The 17564-nt window shown below is 69.7% G+C and carries 18 protein-coding genes; 17 read left to right on the top strand and 1 reads right to left on the bottom strand.

Annotated features, from left to right (window positions below; translation table 11 throughout):
* Positions 1-14 precede the first annotated feature (14 nt).
* The 11 genes from AC2VOK_RS17495 (at position 15) to xerD (ending at position 11268) form a co-directional block, all read left to right on the top strand.
* Positions 15-815, top strand: coding sequence for a tetratricopeptide repeat protein (locus AC2VOK_RS17495; protein WP_343708228.1), 801 nt, complete (start codon positions 15-17; stop codon positions 813-815).
* A 1-nt stretch (position 816) separates the two neighbouring features.
* Positions 817-1827 (top strand): HAD hydrolase-like protein, encoded by a 1011-nt coding sequence (locus AC2VOK_RS17490; RefSeq protein WP_428901606.1) that lies wholly within the window; start codon positions 817-819, stop codon positions 1825-1827.
* 23 nt (positions 1828-1850) lie between these two features.
* Entirely contained in the window at positions 1851-2036 is a 186-nt protein-coding gene (locus AC2VOK_RS17485; RefSeq protein WP_343708226.1) for a hypothetical protein, read from the top strand.
* A gap of 4 nt (positions 2037-2040) precedes the next feature.
* The gene (locus AC2VOK_RS17480; RefSeq protein ID WP_428901605.1) at positions 2041-2847 is read left to right on the top strand and encodes a TlyA family RNA methyltransferase; all 807 of its coding nucleotides are present in this window, start codon (positions 2041-2043) and stop codon (positions 2845-2847) included.
* Entirely contained in the window at positions 2844-3779 is a 936-nt protein-coding gene (locus tag AC2VOK_RS17475) for an NAD kinase (RefSeq protein WP_428901604.1), read from the top strand. The genes AC2VOK_RS17480 and AC2VOK_RS17475 overlap by 4 nt, the downstream gene beginning before the upstream one ends.
* 6 nt (positions 3780-3785) lie before the next feature.
* A complete protein-coding gene (gene recN / locus AC2VOK_RS17470; RefSeq protein ID WP_343708223.1) occupies positions 3786-5531 on the top strand; it encodes a DNA repair protein RecN in 1746 nt (581 codons plus the stop codon).
* A 176-nt stretch (positions 5532-5707) separates the two neighbouring features.
* Positions 5708-6889, top strand: a complete 1182-nt coding sequence (steA, locus tag AC2VOK_RS17465) for a putative cytokinetic ring protein SteA (RefSeq protein ID WP_343708222.1) — start codon at positions 5708-5710, stop codon at positions 6887-6889.
* Positions 6890-7834: a copper transporter gene (locus AC2VOK_RS17460; RefSeq protein WP_343708221.1), complete on the top strand. Its 945-nt coding sequence runs from the start codon at positions 6890-6892 to the stop codon at positions 7832-7834.
* A 131-nt stretch (positions 7835-7965) separates the two neighbouring features.
* Positions 7966-9714 carry a CTP synthase gene (pyrG, locus tag AC2VOK_RS17455; RefSeq protein ID WP_343708220.1) on the top strand — a complete coding sequence of 583 codons (1749 nt, stop codon included), beginning with the start codon at positions 7966-7968 and terminating at the stop codon, positions 9712-9714.
* Complete coding sequence (locus AC2VOK_RS17450) at positions 9707-10327, top strand: NUDIX domain-containing protein (protein WP_343708219.1); 621 nt, start codon at positions 9707-9709, stop codon at positions 10325-10327. The genes pyrG and AC2VOK_RS17450 overlap by 8 nt, the downstream gene beginning before the upstream one ends.
* Positions 10327-11268 (top strand): site-specific tyrosine recombinase XerD, encoded by a 942-nt coding sequence (gene xerD, locus AC2VOK_RS17445; protein WP_343708218.1) that lies wholly within the window; start codon positions 10327-10329, stop codon positions 11266-11268. Before AC2VOK_RS17450 ends, xerD begins: the two co-directional genes overlap by 1 nt.
* A gap of 95 nt (positions 11269-11363) precedes the next feature.
* Here the strand turns inward: xerD and AC2VOK_RS17440 are convergent, their stop codons facing one another.
* Positions 11364-12116 (bottom strand): O-methyltransferase, encoded by a 753-nt coding sequence (locus AC2VOK_RS17440; RefSeq protein WP_343708217.1) that lies wholly within the window; start codon positions 12114-12116, stop codon positions 11364-11366.
* 262 nt (positions 12117-12378) lie between these two features.
* On the opposite strand from AC2VOK_RS17440, the gene AC2VOK_RS17435 reads away from it, so the two are divergent.
* From AC2VOK_RS17435 to der, 6 genes are all read left to right on the top strand, one after another.
* Positions 12379-13242 carry a ParA family protein gene (locus tag AC2VOK_RS17435; RefSeq protein ID WP_343708216.1) on the top strand — a complete coding sequence of 288 codons (864 nt, stop codon included), beginning with the start codon at positions 12379-12381 and terminating at the stop codon, positions 13240-13242.
* Complete coding sequence (locus AC2VOK_RS17430) at positions 13230-14057, top strand: segregation/condensation protein A (protein ID WP_421529263.1); 828 nt, start codon at positions 13230-13232, stop codon at positions 14055-14057. The genes AC2VOK_RS17435 and AC2VOK_RS17430 overlap by 13 nt, the downstream gene beginning before the upstream one ends.
* A 12-nt stretch (positions 14058-14069) precedes the next feature.
* Positions 14070-14765: an SMC-Scp complex subunit ScpB gene (gene scpB, locus AC2VOK_RS17425; protein WP_428901603.1), complete on the top strand. Its 696-nt coding sequence runs from the start codon at positions 14070-14072 to the stop codon at positions 14763-14765.
* Positions 14762-15508 carry a pseudouridine synthase gene (locus AC2VOK_RS17420; RefSeq protein ID WP_428901602.1) on the top strand — a complete coding sequence of 249 codons (747 nt, stop codon included), beginning with the start codon at positions 14762-14764 and terminating at the stop codon, positions 15506-15508. Before scpB ends, AC2VOK_RS17420 begins: the two co-directional genes overlap by 4 nt.
* Positions 15505-16185: a (d)CMP kinase gene (cmk, locus tag AC2VOK_RS17415; protein ID WP_428901601.1), complete on the top strand. Its 681-nt coding sequence runs from the start codon at positions 15505-15507 to the stop codon at positions 16183-16185. The genes AC2VOK_RS17420 and cmk overlap by 4 nt, the downstream gene beginning before the upstream one ends.
* On the top strand, positions 16182-17564 hold a 1383-nt coding region (gene der / locus AC2VOK_RS17410), incomplete at its 3' end, for a ribosome biogenesis GTPase Der (protein WP_428901600.1). The genes cmk and der, both read left to right, overlap by 4 nt.

The following is a 17564-nucleotide window of genomic DNA, read 5'->3' as shown; positions in this document are numbered from 1 at the left end:
GTATTCTCGGCAGCGTGGTCGACGACAGGCAGCAACCCGGCAGGGAGCGGCGGCCGCGCCCGGCATCGGGGGCCTGGTCGGGGCCCGGCCGGGCTCGTCCCGCCCAGTCCAAGAGTGCCGACGGCCATCAATACCGTGGCGACCGCGCGCCGCACGACGCACCCGCCATCCCCACCGACGTTGATGCCCGCCAGCTGGCTCCCGAGATCCGCCGCGAGCTGAGCACCCTGGATCGGGCGACCGCCGAGGTGGTCGCCCGCCACCTGGTCGCCGCCGGCGCACTGCTGGATGAGGATCCGGAGGCGGCGCTCGGTCACGCACGCGCAGCGCGGGCCCGCTCCAGCAGGATCGCCGCGGTTCGCGAAGCCGTCGGCATCGCCGCCTATCAGTGCGGCGACTGGGCCCAGGCGTTGTCGGAGCTGCGCGCCGCCCGCAGGATGGGCAGCGCATCGTCGTTGCTGGCACTGATGGCCGATTGCGAACGCGGACTGGGTCGCCCGGAACGCGCGATCGAGCTGGCGCGCGGGCCCGAGGCCGCCGGGCTCAGCGGCGATGACGCCGACGAACTGCGCATCGTCGCCGCCGGCGCGCGCGCCGATCTCGGGCAGCTCGAGCAGGCGCTGACCGTGCTGTCCACGCCGCAGCTGGATCCGGCGCGCAAAGGCCCCACCGCGGCGCGGTTGTTCTACGCCTACGCCGATACGCTGCTCGCGCTGGACCGCAGGGACGAGGCGCTGCAGTGGTTCCTGCGTTGCGCGGGTGCCGACGTCGAGGGTGTCACCGACGCCGAGGACCGGGTCGGCGAGCTCGCCTGACATGACGACCATCGCGCAGGACTACGACTGCCTGCTGATCGACCTGGACGGTACGGCGTTTCGTGGTCGCAGCCCCACCGAGGGCGCGGTGCAGGCGCTCGCCGCGGTGCGCAGCCGCACGTTCTTCGTCACCAACAACGCGTCCCGCAGCGCCGCGGAGGTCGCGGCGCACCTCGGCGATCTCGGCTTCGCGGCCGCCTCCGGCGACGTCGCCACCAGCGCCCAGAGCGCCGCGCGGCTGGTGGCCGATCAGCTGCCGCCGGGCTCCCCGGTGCTGATCGTGGGCACCGACGCGTTGGCCGACGAGGTCGCTGCGGTCGGGCTGCGTCCGGTGCGCCGCTACGACGATCACCCCGTCGCCGTCGTGCAGGGACTGTCCCTGACCGTCGGCTGGCCGCACCTGGCCGAGGCCGCCCAGGCGATCCGGGCCGGCGCGTTGTGGGTGGCGGCCAACCTCGATCCCACGTTGCCCACCGAACGAGGACTGTTGCCCGGCAACGGGTCCATGGTCGCCGCGCTGCGAGCGGCGACCGGCGCCGACCCACAGGTCGCCGGCAAACCGGCGCCGCGGCTGCTGACCGACGCGGTCGCGCGCGGCGAGTTTCGCGCGCCGCTGGTGGTGGGGGACAGGCTGGACACCGACATCGAGGGCGCCAACGCCGCCCGGCTACCCAGCCTGATGGTGCTCAGCGGGGTCAGTACCGCGCGGGACGCGGTGTTCGCCGACGCCGTTCACCGCCCCACCTACCTCGGCCACGACCTGCGCTCCCTGCATTGCAGCGCCGCGTCGCTCGCGGTGGGCCCGCAACCCGGCTGGCGCGTGGAGGTCGCCGGCACGGCGCTGACCGTGAGTGCCGACGGCGACGGCCACGCGCAGGGAGACGGGCTGGCGGTCGTGCGCGCGGTGGCCGGCGCGGTGTGGGGTGCTCCGGCCGCCCCGACGCACATCAGGGCCGGCGACGAGCGGGCCCGCGACGCCCTGCGACACTGGTCGTTGCTGCACCCCGGCTGAGGGGTGACTAGCCTAGAGACGCGATGGACATCCACCCTGACCGCATTCGCACCGAAATCGACACTCTGCTCGCCGGGCTCCCCGACCCCGGGGACTCCGAAACTTCAGCGGACGGGCCGTCTCTGGCCGAGCTCGAGGACGTAGCGCGCCGTCTTTCCGAGGCGCACGACGTGCTGCTGGCCGCGCTGGAGTCGGCCGAGAACGGCTAGTGCGGTGGCGCGCCGTGCCCGCGTTGACGCCGAACTGGTGCGGCGCGGCCTCGCCCGGTCGCGACAGCAGGCCGCGGAGTTGATCGGCGCCGGGAAGGTCAGTATCGACGGACTGCCCGCCCGCAAAGCCGGCACCGCGGTCGCCCTCACCGCCAAGCTGACCGTCGCCGACGGCGATCGTGGCTGGGTGTCGCGCGGGGCGCACAAACTCATCGGCGCGCTGGACGCGTTCGGGATATCCGCGGCGGGCCGCCGCTGCCTGGACGCCGGGGCGTCGACGGGCGGGTTCACCGAGGTGCTGCTGGACCGCGGGGCCGCCTGGGTGGTCGCCGCCGACGTGGGATACGGGCAGCTGGCCTGGTCGCTGTGCAGCGACCCCCGGGTGGTCGTCGTCGAGCGGACCAACGTGCGCGACCTGACGCCCGAGGCGATCGGCGGGCCGGCCGACCTGGTGGTGGCCGACCTGTCGTTCATCTCGCTGGCCACCGTGTTGCCCGCGCTGGTTCGGTGCGCGTGGCCGGGCGCGGATATCGTTCCCATGGTGAAGCCGCAGTTTGAGGTGGGGAAGGGCCAGGTGGGCGCCGGCGGGGTGGTGCGCGATCCCGACTTGCGCGCCGACTCGGTGCTGGCCGTCGCGCGGAGCGCCGGGGAGCTGGGGTGGCAGACGGTCAGCGTCGCGGCCAGCCCGCTGCCGGGCCCCTCGGGTAACGTCGAGTACTTCGTGTGGCTGCGCGCCGAGACCGATCGGGCGCTGGCGGGAGACGAGTTGGGCGACGCCGTGCGCCGCGCCGTGGCGGAGGGCCCGCGATGAGTGGTCAACCGAGCGTGCCCCGCACCGTCCTGCTGGTGGTCCACACCGGGCGCGACGAGGCGACAGAGACCGCTCGTCGGATAGTGAAGGTATTGGGCGACAACGGCATTGCGGTGCGCTTACTCTCCACTGAGGCCGTCGACAGGGGCTCGCTGCACCTGGCTCCCGGCGAGATGCGGGCGATGGGCGTCGAGATCGAGGTCGTCGAGGCCGACCCGCACGCGGCCGAGGGATGCGAGCTGGTGCTGGTCCTCGGCGGCGACGGCACCTTCTTGCGGGCAGCCGAGCTGGCGAAAAACGCCGGGGTTGCGGTGCTGGGGGTCAACCTGGGCAGGATCGGATTCTTGGCCGAGGCCGAGGCCGAGGCCATCGATCGGGTGCTGGACTGCGTCGTCACGCGCAACTATCAGGTGGAGGAACGCCTGACCCTCGACGTCGTCGTGAACCAGGGCGGCCAGGTCCTCCGTCGGGAGTGGGCTCTCAACGAGATGAGCCTGGAAAGAGGTCCGCGGCTCGGTGTGCTCGGGGTGGTCGTCGAGATCGAGGGACGCCCGGTGTCGGCGTTCGGCTGCGACGGCGTGTTGGTGTCGACGCCGACCGGGTCCACCGCCTATGCCTTCTCCGCCGGCGGCCCGGTGCTGTGGCCGGACCTCGAGGCAATCCTGGTGGTGCCCAACAACGCCCACGCGTTGTTCGCGCGACCCATGGTCATCAGTCCGGACGCGATGGTGGCCATCGAGATCGAAGGAGACGGGCACGACGCCCTGGTGTTCTGCGACGGCCGCCGCGAAATGCCGGTGCCGGCCGGCAGCCGGCTGGAGGTCAGCCGCTGCGCCACCCCGGTTCGGTGGGCGCGCCTGGACAGTGCGCCGTTCACCGACCGGTTGGTGCGCAAGTTCCGGTTGCCGGTAACCGGGTGGCGCGGGAAGTAATCGCCGGTGCTGACCGAGATTCGGATCGAGTCGCTGGGCGCCATCGGCGTGGCCACCGCCGAGTTCGACCGTGGCCTCACGGTGCTCACCGGCGAGACCGGCACCGGCAAGACCATGGTGGTCACCGGGTTGCACCTGTTGGGCGGCGCCCGAGCCGACCCCAGCCGGGTGCGGTCCGGAGCCGATCGCGCGGTGGTCGAAGGACGTTTCACCACAAAAGATCTCGACGACGCGGTGACCACCCGCCTCGACGGGATGCTGGACGCGTCGGGGGCGGAGCGCGACGAGGACGGCAGCGTCATCGCATTGCGCTCGGTCAGCCGCGAGGGACCCTCGCGCGCCTACCTCGGCGGCCGCAGCGTGCCGGCCAAGACGCTGAGCGGCTTCACCACCGAGCTGCTGACCCTGCACGGGCAGAACGACCAGTTACGGCTGATGCGTCCCGAACAGCAGCGTGCCGCGCTGGACCGCTTCGCGGGGACCGCGCCGGCGTGCGAGCGCTACCGCAAGCTGCGTGTTGCCTGGCTGTCGGCGCGGCGCGATCTGATCGACCGGCGCGGCCGGGCCCGCGAACTGGCCCAGGAGGCCGACCGGCTGAAGTTCGCGCTCACCGAGATCGACGCGGCCGACCCGCAACCCGGCGAGGACGACGCGCTGGTCGCCGGCATCGTGCGGCTCTCCGAGCTGGACGCGCTGCGCGAGGCTGCGGCCGGTGCACGCGCGGCGCTGGCCGGGGCGCCCGACGACGCGGACGGGTCCGCTCCGTGCGCCTCCGACTGCCTGGGGCGGGCGAGAACGGCCCTGGAGTCGGTGGACGACGCGACGCTGCGGACGCTGGCCGGGCAGGTCGTCGACGCGCTGAGGACGGTCGCCGAGGTCGCCCGCGAACTCGGCGGCTTCCTGGATGCGCTGCCCGTGGACGCCAGTGCGCTGGAATCCAAGCTCGCCCGGCAGGCCGAACTGCGCACGTTGACCCGCAAGTACGCCGCCGACATCGACGGGGTGCTGGGTTGGGCGCGCGAAGCGCGTGAGCGGCTCGCCCAACTGGACACCTCCGAGGAGGGATTGGCGGCTTTGGCCTCCCGGGTCGACGAGCTGGAGCGCGAATTAGCTCATGCGGCAGTCGAGCTCGGGAAGGCGCGGCGCAAGGCGGCCAAGCGGCTGGCCAAGGAGGTGACCGCGGAGCTGGCCGGCCTGGCGATGGGCGACGCCGAGTTCACCATCGACGTCACCACCGACGCAGCGGATCCCGACGACGCCACCGCGCTCACGTTGCCCTCCGGGGAGCTGGCCAAGGCGGGCGTCGACGGCGTCGACGCCGTCGAGTTCGGCTTCGCGGCGCACCGGGGCATGATGGTGCTGCCGCTGGCCAAGAGCGCGTCCGGCGGCGAGCTGTCGCGGGTGATGCTGGCGCTGGAGGTGGTGCTGGCGGCCGCGGCCTCCGGTCTGACGATGGTGTTCGACGAGGTCGACGCCGGCGTCGGCGGCCGGGCCGCGGTGCAGATCGGGCGGCGGCTGGCCCGGCTGGCGCGCACCCATCAGGTCATCGTGGTGACGCACCTGCCGCAGGTCGCCGCATACGCGGACGTGCATCTGGTGGTGCACAGCGCGCAGGGCGCGAGTTCGGTGCAAGGCGTCACCGGCGACGAGCGGGTCGCCGAGCTGGCGCGGATGCTGGCCGGGCTGGGGGAATCCGACAGCGGCCGCGCACACGCCCGCGAACTGCTCGACGCGGCCCAGCGCGACGCCTGAGGAGCACGATGTCTGAGGCGCCCGCGGCCCGCCGCCCACCGTTGCGCAGCGTCGCGCAACGGCATCGATGCCCGCTCGTCATCAGCCTGTGACAGTTGTGACTCTAGTTGACTAATGGTGCTGATGTTACGGCGCGCCTCCACGCTCCGGCAGTGCTTCGCCGACAGAATCGGCCCATGAAGATGTCAGGGCTGCTCTCGCGTAATACGTCCCGTCCGGGCCTGACCGGCACCGCCCGGGTCGACCGGAACATCGACCGCTTGCTGCGCCGGGTGTGCCCCGGCGACATCGTGGTGCTCGACATTCTGGATCTGGACCGCATCACCGCCGACGCCCTGGTGGAAGCCGACATCGCCGCGGTCGTGAACGCATCGCCCTCGGTGTCGGGCCGCTACCCGAACATGGGGCCTGAGGTGCTCGTCAACAACGGGGTCACCCTGATCGACGACACCGGCCCGGACATCTTCAAGAAGGTCAAGGACGGCGCCAAGATCCGCCTGTACGAAGGCGGGGTGTACACGGGCGACCGTCGGCTGGTCCGCGGGACCGAACGCACCGACCACGACATCGCCGAACTGATGCGGGAGGCCAAGAGCGGTCTGGCGGCGCATTTGGAGGCGTTCGCCGGCAACACGATCGAGTTCATCAAGAGCGAGAGCCCGTTGCTCATCGACGGTATCGGCATCCCCGACGTCGACGTCGACCTGCGCCGCCGCCACGTGGTGATCGTCGCCGACGAGCCCAGCGCCGAAGACGACCTGCGCTCGCTCAAGCCGTTCATCAAGGAGTATCAGCCGGTGCTCATCGGTGTCGGCAGCGGCGCGGATGTCTTGCGCAAGGCCGGCTATCGTCCGCAGCTCATCGTCGGGGATCCCGACCACATCGGCGCCGAGGCCCTCAAGTGCGGTGCGCAGGTCGTGCTGCCCGCCGACGCCGACGGTCACGCGCCCGGTCTGGAACGGATCCAGGACCTCGGCGTGGGGGCGATGACCTTCCCGGCGGCGGGCTCGGCGGTCGATCTGGCGCTGCTGCTGGCCGATCACCACGGCGCCGCGCTGCTGGTGACGGCGGGCCACACCGCCAACATCGAGACGTTCTTCGACCGGACGCGCGCGCAGAGCAACCCGTCGACCTTCCTGACCAGGCTACGGGTGGGGGAGAAGGTGGTGGACGCCAAAGCCGTTGCCACCCTGTACCGACACAACATCTCCGGAGGCGCCATCGCGCTGCTGGCGCTCACGATGCTGATCGCCATCGTCGTCGCCCTGTGGGTGTCGCGCACCGACGCCGTGGTGCTGCACTGGATCGCCGAGTACTGGAACCACCTGATTCTCATGGTGCAGAAGTGGATGACCTAGATGATCTCGTTGCGCCAACACGCGCTCTCGCTGGCCGCGGTATTCCTGGCGCTGGCCGTCGGTGTGGTGCTGGGTTCGGGCTTTTTGTCCGACACCCTGTTGTCCAGCCTGCGTGACGAGAAGCGCGATCTGTACACACAGATAAGTGGACTCAACGACCAGAAGAATGCGCTGACCCAAAAGCTCGTCGCGGCCAATGCTTTCGATGCTCAACTGGCCGGACGGATCGTACGCGACGTACTGGGCGGGAAGTCGGTGGTGGTGTTCCGGACCCCGGATGCCAAGGATGACGACGTGGCGGCCGTGTCGAAGTTCGTCGGCCAGTCCGGGGGTGCGGTCACCGGTACGGTGTCGCTGACCCAGGAGTTCGTCGACGCCAACTCCGCCGAGAAGCTGGCGACGGTGGTGCACTCCTCGGTCCTGCCCGCCGGCCAGCAATTGAGCACCAAGCTCGTCGACCAGGGCTCACAAGCCGGCGACCTGCTGGGCATCGCGCTGTTGATCAACGCCAACCCGGACGTCCAACAAGTTCAGGACCCCGAGCGCGACGCCGTGCTGGCGTCGCTGCGGGACACCGGATTCATCACCTATCAGCCGGCCGATCACCTCGGGGCGGCAAACGCGGCGCTCGTGGTGACCGGCGGCGCGCTTCCGCAGGACGCCGGCAATCAGGGGGTCAGCGTGGCGCGGTTCTCCGCGGCGCTGGCACCGCACGGTTCGGGTACGCTGCTCGCCGGTCGCGACGGGTCGGCGACGGGCGGAGCTGCGGTCGCCGTGACCCGCGCCGACTCCGCCATGTCGTCGGTGGTCAGTACCGTCGACGACGTGGACACCGCACCGGGGAGGATCACGGCGATCCTGGGCCTGCACGACCTGATCAACGGCGGCCACGTGGGGCAGTACGGTACCGGCCATGGGGCAACCTCGGTCACCGTTCCTCAGTAGGCACGTCCCCTCGGGCGTGTTCGCGGCACCGCGGGGTGCCGGGTGTTAGGGTGGGTTTCCGTGGGTCGGCAGGCCCATCTAGTCGAAGCTGGAAATCCCTAAGCCCTGCCCGTCTTCACGGAGGTCGCCTCTTGCGTAAGCATCCGCAAACCGCCACGAAGCACCTCTTCGTCAGCGGTGGCGTCGCCTCCTCGCTCGGCAAGGGCTTGACTGCGAGCAGCCTGGGCCAGTTGCTCACCGCCCGCGGATTGCACGTGATGATGCAGAAGCTCGACCCTTACCTCAACGTCGACCCGGGCACGATGAACCCGTTCCAGCACGGCGAGGTCTTCGTCACCGAGGACGGCGCCGAAACCGACCTCGATGTCGGCCACTACGAGCGGTTCTTGGACCGCGACCTGTCCGGCTCGGCGAATGTCACGACCGGGCAGGTCTATTCGAGTGTGATCGCCAAGGAGCGGCGCGGCGAATATCTCGGCGACACCGTGCAGGTGATCCCGCACATCACCGACGAGATCAAGCGGCGCATCCTGGCGATGGCCAAGCCCGGCGCCGACGGACACCGCCCGGACGTCGTCATCACCGAGATCGGCGGCACGGTGGGTGACATCGAGTCACTGCCATTCCTCGAGGCGGTTCGGCAGGTCCGCCACGACCTCGGGCGGGAGAACGTGTTCTTCCTGCACGTTTCGCTGGTGCCCTACCTGGCCCCCTCGGGAGAGTTGAAGACCAAGCCGACCCAGCATTCGGTGGCCGCGTTGCGCAGCATCGGCATCACGCCCGACGCGCTGATCCTGCGCTGCGACCGCGACGTCCCGGAAGCGCTGAAGAACAAGATCGCACTGATGTGCGACGTCGACATCGACGGGGTGATCTCGACCCCCGACGCGCCGTCGATCTACGACATCCCGAAGGTGTTGCACCGCGAGGAACTCGACGCGTTCGTGGTGCGCAGGCTCAATCTGCCGTTCCGCGATGTCGACTGGACCGAGTGGGACGACCTGCTGCGCAGAGTGCACGAACCGCACGACACCGTGCGAATCGCTCTGGTGGGCAAGTATGTCGAGCTCTCCGACGCGTACCTGTCGGTCACCGAGGCACTGCGCGCCGGTGGGTTCAAACACCACGCGAAGGTCGAGATGGACTGGGTGGCGTCCGACGAGTGCGAGACCCCCGCCGGTGCCGCGCACGCGCTGGCCGACGTGCACGCAGTGTTGGTCCCCGGCGGGTTCGGCATCCGCGGCATCGAGGGCAAGATCGGGGCGATCCGCCATGCCCGCACGCGCGGTCTTCCGGTGCTGGGGCTGTGTCTGGGCTTGCAGTGCATCGTGATCGAAGCCGCCCGCTCTGTCGGTATCAGCGGGGCGGATTCCGCCGAATTCGAGCCGGGCACACCCGATCCCGTGATCTCCACGATGGCCGACCAGCTCGACATCGTCGCCGGAGAGGCGGACCTGGGCGGCACCATGCGCCTGGGTGCATATCCGGCGGTGCTGGAACCGGGTTCTCTCGTGGCCGAGGCCTACGGCACCACTCAGGTCTCCGAGCGGCACCGGCATCGCTACGAGGTCAACAACGCCTATCGCGACCGGATTGCACAGAGCGGTCTGCGTTTTTCGGGTACCTCGCCCGATGGCCACCTGGTGGAGTTCGTCGAATATCCGCCGGAGGTGCATCCGTTCCTCGTCGGCACCCAGGCCCATCCCGAGCTGAAGAGCCGACCGACCCGCCCGCACCCGCTGTTTGTCGCGTTCGTCGGTGCGGCCATCGACTACAAAGCGGGTGAGCTGCTGCCGATGGACATCTCCGAACACGCGCCCAACGGGAGCCATCACGACGGTGCGCAACGTCCGCTTCCCCAGCCCGCGTCCCGTGGCTGAGCACGTTTTCGAGACAACGTCGTCCGAAACCCTCTACACGGGAAAGATTTTCGCGCTGCGACGCGACGAGGTGCGGATGCCGGGCGACAAAGTCGTGACCAGGGAGGTCGTCGAGCACTTCGGCGCGGTGGCTGTGGTGGCGCTGGACGACAGGCGCAACGTCGCGTTGGTCTACCAGTACCGGCACGCATTGGGCCGACGACTGTGGGAGTTGCCGGCGGGGTTGCTCGACGTCATGGGGGAGGCGCCGCACCTGACGGCCGCCCGCGAACTGTGGGAGGAGGCCGGCCTGCAGGCCGACACGTGGCGCGTGCTTGTGGACCTCGATTCCACCCCGGGCTTCAGCGACGAATCCGTGCGCGTCTACCTCGCCACCGGGTTGAGCCAGGTGGACCGGCCCGAGGCCCATCACGAAGAGGCCGACATGCAGTTGCAGTGGTTCCCCCTCACCGACGCCGTCCGCAAGGTGTTCGGCGGCGAAATCGTCAACGCGATTGCCGTGGCGGGACTGTTGGCCGCCCACGCCGTCGCCGGCGGATTCGCCACGCCACGTCCGATCGACAGCCCCTGGACCGACAGGCCGACGGCGTTCACCGCCCGAAGGGACCGCTAGTGGCGACGGCGGCGCTGGAGTCGCAACTGCAAGGCTACTTCGATCACCTGACGATCGAGCGGGGTGTTTCGGCCAATACCCTCAGCTCCTATCGCCGCGACCTACGACGCTATTCGAAGCACTTGGCGGAGCGGGGAATTCACGATCTGGCGAAAGTGGGTGAGAACGACGTCAGCGACTTCTTGGTGGCGTTGCGCCGCGGCGACCCCGAAGCCGGGACCGCGGCGCTGTCGGCGGTGTCGGCGGCCCGGGCGTTGATCGCGGTGCGCGGCCTGCACCGGTTTGCCGCCGCCGAAGGGCTTGCCGAACTGAACGTGGCGCAGGCGGTGCGGCCGCCGACTCCATCGCGCCGACTCCCCAAGAGCCTCACGGTCGACGAGGTGCTGGCGCTACTGGAGGGCGCCGGCGGCGACAGCCCCGCCGACGGCCCCCTGACGCTGCGCAACCGTGCCCTGCTGGAGTTGTTGTACTCCACCGGATCGCGCATCTCCGAAGCGGTCGGGCTGGACGTCGACGACATCGACACCGCAGCCAGGTCGGTGCTGCTTCGCGGCAAGGGCGGTAAACAGCGGCTGGTGCCGGTGGGGCGTCCCGCCGTGGCGGCGCTGGAGGCCTACCTGGTGCGCGGGCGCCCGGAACTGGCGCGGCGGGGCCGCGGCACTCCGGCGATCTTCCTCAACGTGCGCGGCGGGCGGTTGTCGCGGCAGAGCGCGTGGCAGGTGCTGCAGGACGCGGCCGAACGGGCGGGCATCACGTCGGGGGTTTCGCCGCACATGCTGCGGCATTCCTTTGCCACTCATCTGCTGGAGGGCGGCGCCGATGTCCGGGTCGTGCAGGAGCTGCTCGGTCACGCCTCGGTCACGACGACGCAGATCTACACGCTGGTGACCGTGCATGCCCTGCGCGAGGTGTGGGCCGGCGCCCACCCGCGGGCGCGTTAGGTTGCGCGAGCAGTCGCACGAGCCCCCATGTCGTCCCGGAAATAGGGGCTTGTGCTGGGGGCGCCTCCCGCTTGCAGGGGACTGCTCGCGGCAGGTCAGCCCAGGTATTGCGACTCCAGCACCAGGTCGGACATCAGTGTCTGGTATTCCGCATGCGTCTTGTGCTCGGTGGTGTCCCACAACGTTCCCTGCTGTTGGCGCATGTAGTGGCGGTATTGCGGCGCGCCCGGCAGCTTGACGTTGTCTGCGACCACGATGGCCCCCGGGTGCAGCCAGCCCCGGCCGACGATGCTGTTCAGGTCGTCCACATATGCATCCTTGTCATGGTCGAGGAAGATGAAATCGATGGTGCCCGAGGTCAATCCGTAATCCTTCGCTAGCGCGTCCAGGGTGCGCCCGCCGTCGCCGATGGTGCCGACGATGCACGTCACCCGATCCGCGACGCCGGCATGCTGCCAGATTCGCCGGGCGTTGGCGGCGTTGGCCTCGGCCAGTTCGACGGAGTACACCGTGGCCTTGGGGGCGGCCCGGGCGATGCGCAGCGCGCTGTAACCGCAGTAGGTGCCCAGCTCGAGGGCCAACGCGGGGTCGGCGCGTCGCACGGCGGCGTCGAGGATCCGCCCTTTCTCGTCACCGACGTTGATCAGTATCGACTTGTCATAGGCGAACCTGTCGATGGTGGCCAGCACGTCGTCGATGTCGCCGGCCCTGGCGTTTCGCAGGACGTAGTCGACGGCGGCGGCTTCGCGTCCGTCACCGATCTGGCCGGTGGTGGTGATGTTGCGGGCGCCGGTGGCCATGCGCCAAACCGACCAGCGCAGCAGCGGCATACGTTTCCTGAGGTCCATTGGTTCACGATAGGCGTCCACGCGCGCGGCCGGCCGCCGATCCCGACCCCGTGCGGGACTGTCCGTGTTCACGTCGCCGATCGGCTCAGCGCAGCGGATCCCGCGGTGCTGGTGTGACAGGTGTGAAATCTGCGCACTCGAATGGGTGCCAACCTGCGGTATCTGGGTATATTCGCTGGTAAATCGCCCTGCGGGTCGTCCGATGTCAGCGCGCGGAGCCGTTAGACTTTCCTGCGATGTTCACCTCTCGAACACCCCCGCCATGACCGATCGGCCGGACAACGGCGTCGGACTCGGCCTGACCGGGCGACCGCCGCGGGCGATCCCGGAGCCCGAGCCGCGAACCTCGCACGGCCCGGCCAAGGTCGTCGCGATGTGCAACCAGAAGGGGGGCGTCGGGAAGACCACGTCGACGATCAACCTGGGCGCCGCCCTCGCCGAGTACGGCAGACGGGTGCTGCTGGTCGACATGGACCCGCAGGGCGCGCTGTCGGCGGGGCTGGGGGTCCCGCATTACGAGCTGGACAAGACGATCCACAACGTGCTGGTCGAGTCCCGGGTGTCGATCGATGACGTGCTGCTGCACTCCCGGGTCAAGAACCTGGACCTGGTGCCCAGCAACATCGACCTTTCGGCGGCCGAGATCCAGTTGGTCAACGAGGTGGGCCGCGAACAGACCCTGGGCCGCGCGCTGCACCCGGTGCTGGACCGCTACGACTACGTCCTGATCGACTGCCAGCCGTCGCTGGGCCTGCTCACCGTGAACGGGTTGGCCTGCGCGGACGGCGTGGTGATCCCCACCGAGTGCGAGTTCTTCTCACTGCGCGGGCTGGCGCTGCTCACCGACACCGTCGACAAGGTGCGCGACCGGCTCAACCCGAAGCTGGAGATCAGCGGCATCCTGATCACCCGCTACGACCCCCGCACCGTCAACGCGCGCGAGGTGATGGCCCGTGTCGTGGAGCGGTTCGGCGACCTGGTGTTCGACACCGTCATCAGCCGGACCGTCCGGTTCCCGGAGACCAGCGTGGCCGGCGAGCCCATCACCACCTGGGCGCCGAAATCGACCGGTGCCATCGCCTACCGCGCGCTGGCCCGCGAGTTCATCGACCGATTCGGCGCGTGACAGGCAGCGCCACGGGTGAGGCGGCACCAAAGAACGGCTTTCAGGTCCGGCTGACCAACTTCGAGGGGCCGTTCGATCTGCTGCTGCAGCTCATCTTCGCCCATCGCCTCGATGTCACCGAGGTGGCGCTGCACCAGGTCACCGACGACTTCATCGCCTACACCCGGGAGATCGGTCCGCGGCTCGACCTAGAGGAGACCACCGCGTTCCTGGTCATCGCAGCGACCCTGCTGGACCTGAAGGCTGCCCGGCTGCTGCCCGCGGGGCAGGTCGACGACGAGGAGGACCTGGCGTTGCTGGAGGTGCGCGACCTGCTGTTCGCGCGCCTGCTGCAGTACCGCGCGTTCAAACACGTCGCAGAGATGTTCGCCGAGCTGGAAGCCACCGCGCTGCGCAGCTATCCGCGCGCGGTGTCGCTGGAAGACCGGTTCTCCGAACTGCTGCCCGAGGTGATGCTCGGTGTCGACGCGGAGCGGTTCGCCCAGATCGCCGCAGTCGTGTTCACACCGCGACCGGCCCCGACGGTAGGCACCGCGCATCTGCACGAGCTGCAGGTCTCGGTTCCCGAGCAGGCCAAGAAACTGCTGGCGATCCTGCAGGCGCGGGGCAGCGGCCAGTGGGCCTCGTTTTCGGAGTTGGTCGCCGACTGTCAGGTGCCGATGGAGGTCGTCGGGCGCTTCCTGGCGCTGCTCGAACTGTATCGCAGCCGGACGGTAGCATTCGACCAGTCGGAGCCGCTTGGCGTGCTTCAAATTTCGTGGACCGGGGAGCGTCAGACCGACGAAGCCCTGGCAGACGTCCGGGACGAGTCGTGAGGAGCGCCGCCAATGACTGACGAGGCGCCCGACGTCGATCTCGACGCGGGTATCCCCGACATCGCCGAGGCGGCGCCCATGGACGCCGAGGAACTCGGCGCTGTGCTCGAGGCGCTGTTGCTGGTGGTCGACAGCCCGGTGGCGGTCGAAGCACTGGCCGCCGCCACCCAGCAGCCCGCGCACCGGATCGCCGCCAGGCTGGCGCAGATGTCGGCGGAACTGACCGAGCGCGACAGCGGGATCGACCTGCGCCGCACCGCCGAGGGTTGGCGGATGTACACGCGGGCCACCTTCGCCCCGTATGTCGAGAAGTTGCTGCTGGATGGTGCGCGTTCCAAGCTCACCCGGGCCGCGCTGGAGACGCTGGCCGTCGTGGCCTACCGCCAGCCGGTGACCAGGGCACGAGTGAGTGCGGTCCGCGGCGTCAACGTGGACGCCGTCATGCGCACCCTGCTGGCGCGGGGCCTGATCACCGAGGCGGGCACCGACGAGGGCAGCGGCGCGGTGACCTTTGCGACCACCGCGCTGTTTTTGGAGCGGCTGGGCCTGACGTCACTGGCCGATCTGCCCGACATCGCACCGTTGCTTCCCGACGTCGACACGATCGAGGAACTCAGCGAATCCCTGGACAGCGAGCCGCGTTTCGTCAAACTCGCCGGGGGTGCTCCGAGTGAGCAGGCGCTGTCGTTCGAACTGGACCACGAATGACGCCCGAATCCGAGGGGGTACGTCTGCAAAAGGTGTTGTCCCAGGCCGGGATTGCATCGCGGCGCGCTGCCGAGAAGTTGATCCGCGACGGGCGCGTCGAGGTGGACGGGCAGGTGGTGACCGAACTGGGAACCCGGGTGGATCCCGACGCGTCGGTGATCCACGTCGACGGGGCCAGGGTGGTCGCCGACGACTCAATGGTCTACCTGGCGCTGAACAAGCCTCGCGGCATGCACTCGACCATGTCCGACGATCACGGACGCCCCTGCATCGGCAATCTGGTGGAACGCAAGGTGCGCGGCACCAAGAACCTGTTTCACGTCGGGCGTCTCGACGCCGACACCGAGGGACTGATCCTGCTCACCAACGACGGCGAGCTGGCACACCGCTTGATGCACCCCTCCCACGAGGTGCCCAAGACGTACCTGGCGACGGTGTCCGGTTCGGTGCCGCGCGGACTGGGCAAGAGGCTGCGCGCGGGCATCGAGCTGGATGACGGGCAGGCACGGGTCGACGATTTCGCCGTGGTGGACGCCATCCCCGGAAAAACGCTGGTGCGGTTGACGTTACACGAAGGGCGCAACCGCATCGTGCGCCGGCTGCTGGGCACCGCCGGTTTCCCGGTGGAGGCGCTGGTACGTATCGAGCTCGGGCCGGTCTCGTTGGGGGAGCAGCGGCCGGGCAGCATCCGGTCATTGAGCCGCGGCGAGGTCGGGCAACTCTACCGAGCCGTGGGCCTGTGAATATCGCAGTGGCCATCGACGGCCCCGCCGGGACCGGGAAATCTTCGGTGTCAAGGAGTTTAGCGCGCGCCCTGGGTGCCCGCTACCTGGACACCGGCGCGATGTACCGGATCGTGACGCTGGCGGTGTTGCGGGCCGGGGTGGACCCGGCCGACGCGCAGGCCGTCGACGCTGTCGCGTCCACGCTTGACTTGTCGGTCGGTTCCGACCCCGATCAGCTCAGTTATTGCCTTGCCGGGGAAGATGTTTCCGTAGAAATCCGTGGCCCTGACGTCACCGGGGCGGTCTCGGCGGTGTCGTCGGTTCCCGCCGTGCGCGCGAGGCTCGTCGCGCTGCAGCGGGAGCTGGCCACGGGCCCCGGCGGCGTCGTTGTCGAGGGCCGCGACGTCGGGACGGTGGTGTTGCCGGACGCTCCGGTGAAGATCTTCCTGACCGCGTCGGCCGAGACGCGGGCCCGGCGGCGCAATGACCAGAACGTCGCCTCGGGTCTGGGCGACAACTACGAGCGCGTGCTGGAAGACGTGCGGCGCCGCGATCATCTGGATTCCACTCGGCCGGTCTCGCCGCTGCGCGCGGCCGCCGACGCGGTGGTCGTCGACACCAGCGACATGACCGAGGCGCAGGTGATCGCCCACCTGCTGGAGTTGGTCGAGCAGCGAAGCGGAGCGGTGCGATGACGCAGGACGGAACCTGGAGTGACGAAAGCGATTGGAATTCAGTCGATTTCGACCTGGACGAGCACACCGAGGCGGGTCCGGCGCCCGTCGTGGCGGTGGTTGGTCGGCCCAATGTCGGCAAGTCGACGCTGGTCAACCGGATCCTCGGCCGGCGCGAGGCGGTGGTGCAGGACGTTCCCGGCGTGACCCGGGACCGCGTGTCCTACGACGCACTGTGGACCGGACGGCGATTCGTGGTGCAGGACACCGGGGGATGGGAACCCGACGCCAAGGGCTTACAGCAGCTGGTGGCCGAGCAGGCGTCGGTGGCCATGCGCACCGCCGACGCGGTGATCCTGGTTGTCGACGCCACGGTCGGGGCGACCGCCGCCGACGAAGCCGCGGCACGGATTCTGTTGCGTTCGGGCAAGCCGGTGTTCCTGGCCGCCAACAAGGTCGACAGCGACAAGAACGAGGCGGATGCTGCGGCGTTGTGGTCGCTGGGCCTCGGGGAGCCGCATGCGGTCAGCGCGATACACGGCCGCGGGGTGGCCGACCTGCTCGACGACGTGCTGGCCGTGCTGCCGGCGGTGTCCGAGGCGACCCCGGCGCCGGGCGGCCCGCGGCGCGTGGCGCTGGTCGGCAAACCCAACGTGGGCAAGAGTTCGTTGCTGAACAAGCTGGCCGGTGACCAGCGTTCGGTGGTGCACGACGTGGCCGGGACCACGGTGGACCCGGTCGACTCGCTGATCGACCTGGGCGGCAAGGTGTGGCGGTTCGTGGATACGGCCGGCCTGCGGCGCAAGGTCGGCCAAGCCAGTGGACACGAGTTCTACGCCTCGGTGCGCACCCATTCGGCCATCGACTCGGCCGAGGTGGTCGTCGTGCTGATCGACGCCTCGGCGCCGCTGACCGAACAGGACCAGCGGGTGCTGTCGATGGTGATCGAGGCGGGTCGGGCGCTGGTGCTCGCGTTCAACAAGTGGGACCTTGTCGACGAGGATCGCCGCGAGCTGTTGGAGCGGGAGATCGACCGCGAGCTGGTGCAGCTGCGGTGGGCCCAGCGGGTCAATATCTCGGCGACGACGGGGCGTGCGGTGCAGAAGCTGGTGCCGGCGATGGAGACGGCGCTGGCGTCGTGGGACGCACGGATACCGACTGGCCCGCTGAACGCGTGGCTGAAGGAGGTGGTGGCCGCCACGCCGCCGCCGGTGCGCGGTGGCAAGCAGCCGCGCATCCTGTTCGCCACCCAGGCCGCGGCCCGGCCGCCGACGTTCGTGCTGTTCACCTCCGGTTTCCTGGAGGCCGGTTACCGGCGCTTCCTGGAGCGGCGGCTGCGGGAGACGTTCGGGTTCGAGGGCACCCCGATCCGCATCAACGTGCGCGTGCGCGAGAAGCGG

It is taken from the genome of Mycobacterium sp. TH-M116, assembly GCF_057473685.1.
Note: the sequence above shows the minus strand (reverse complement) of the source record. Positions and strands in the feature narration are given on the sequence as shown.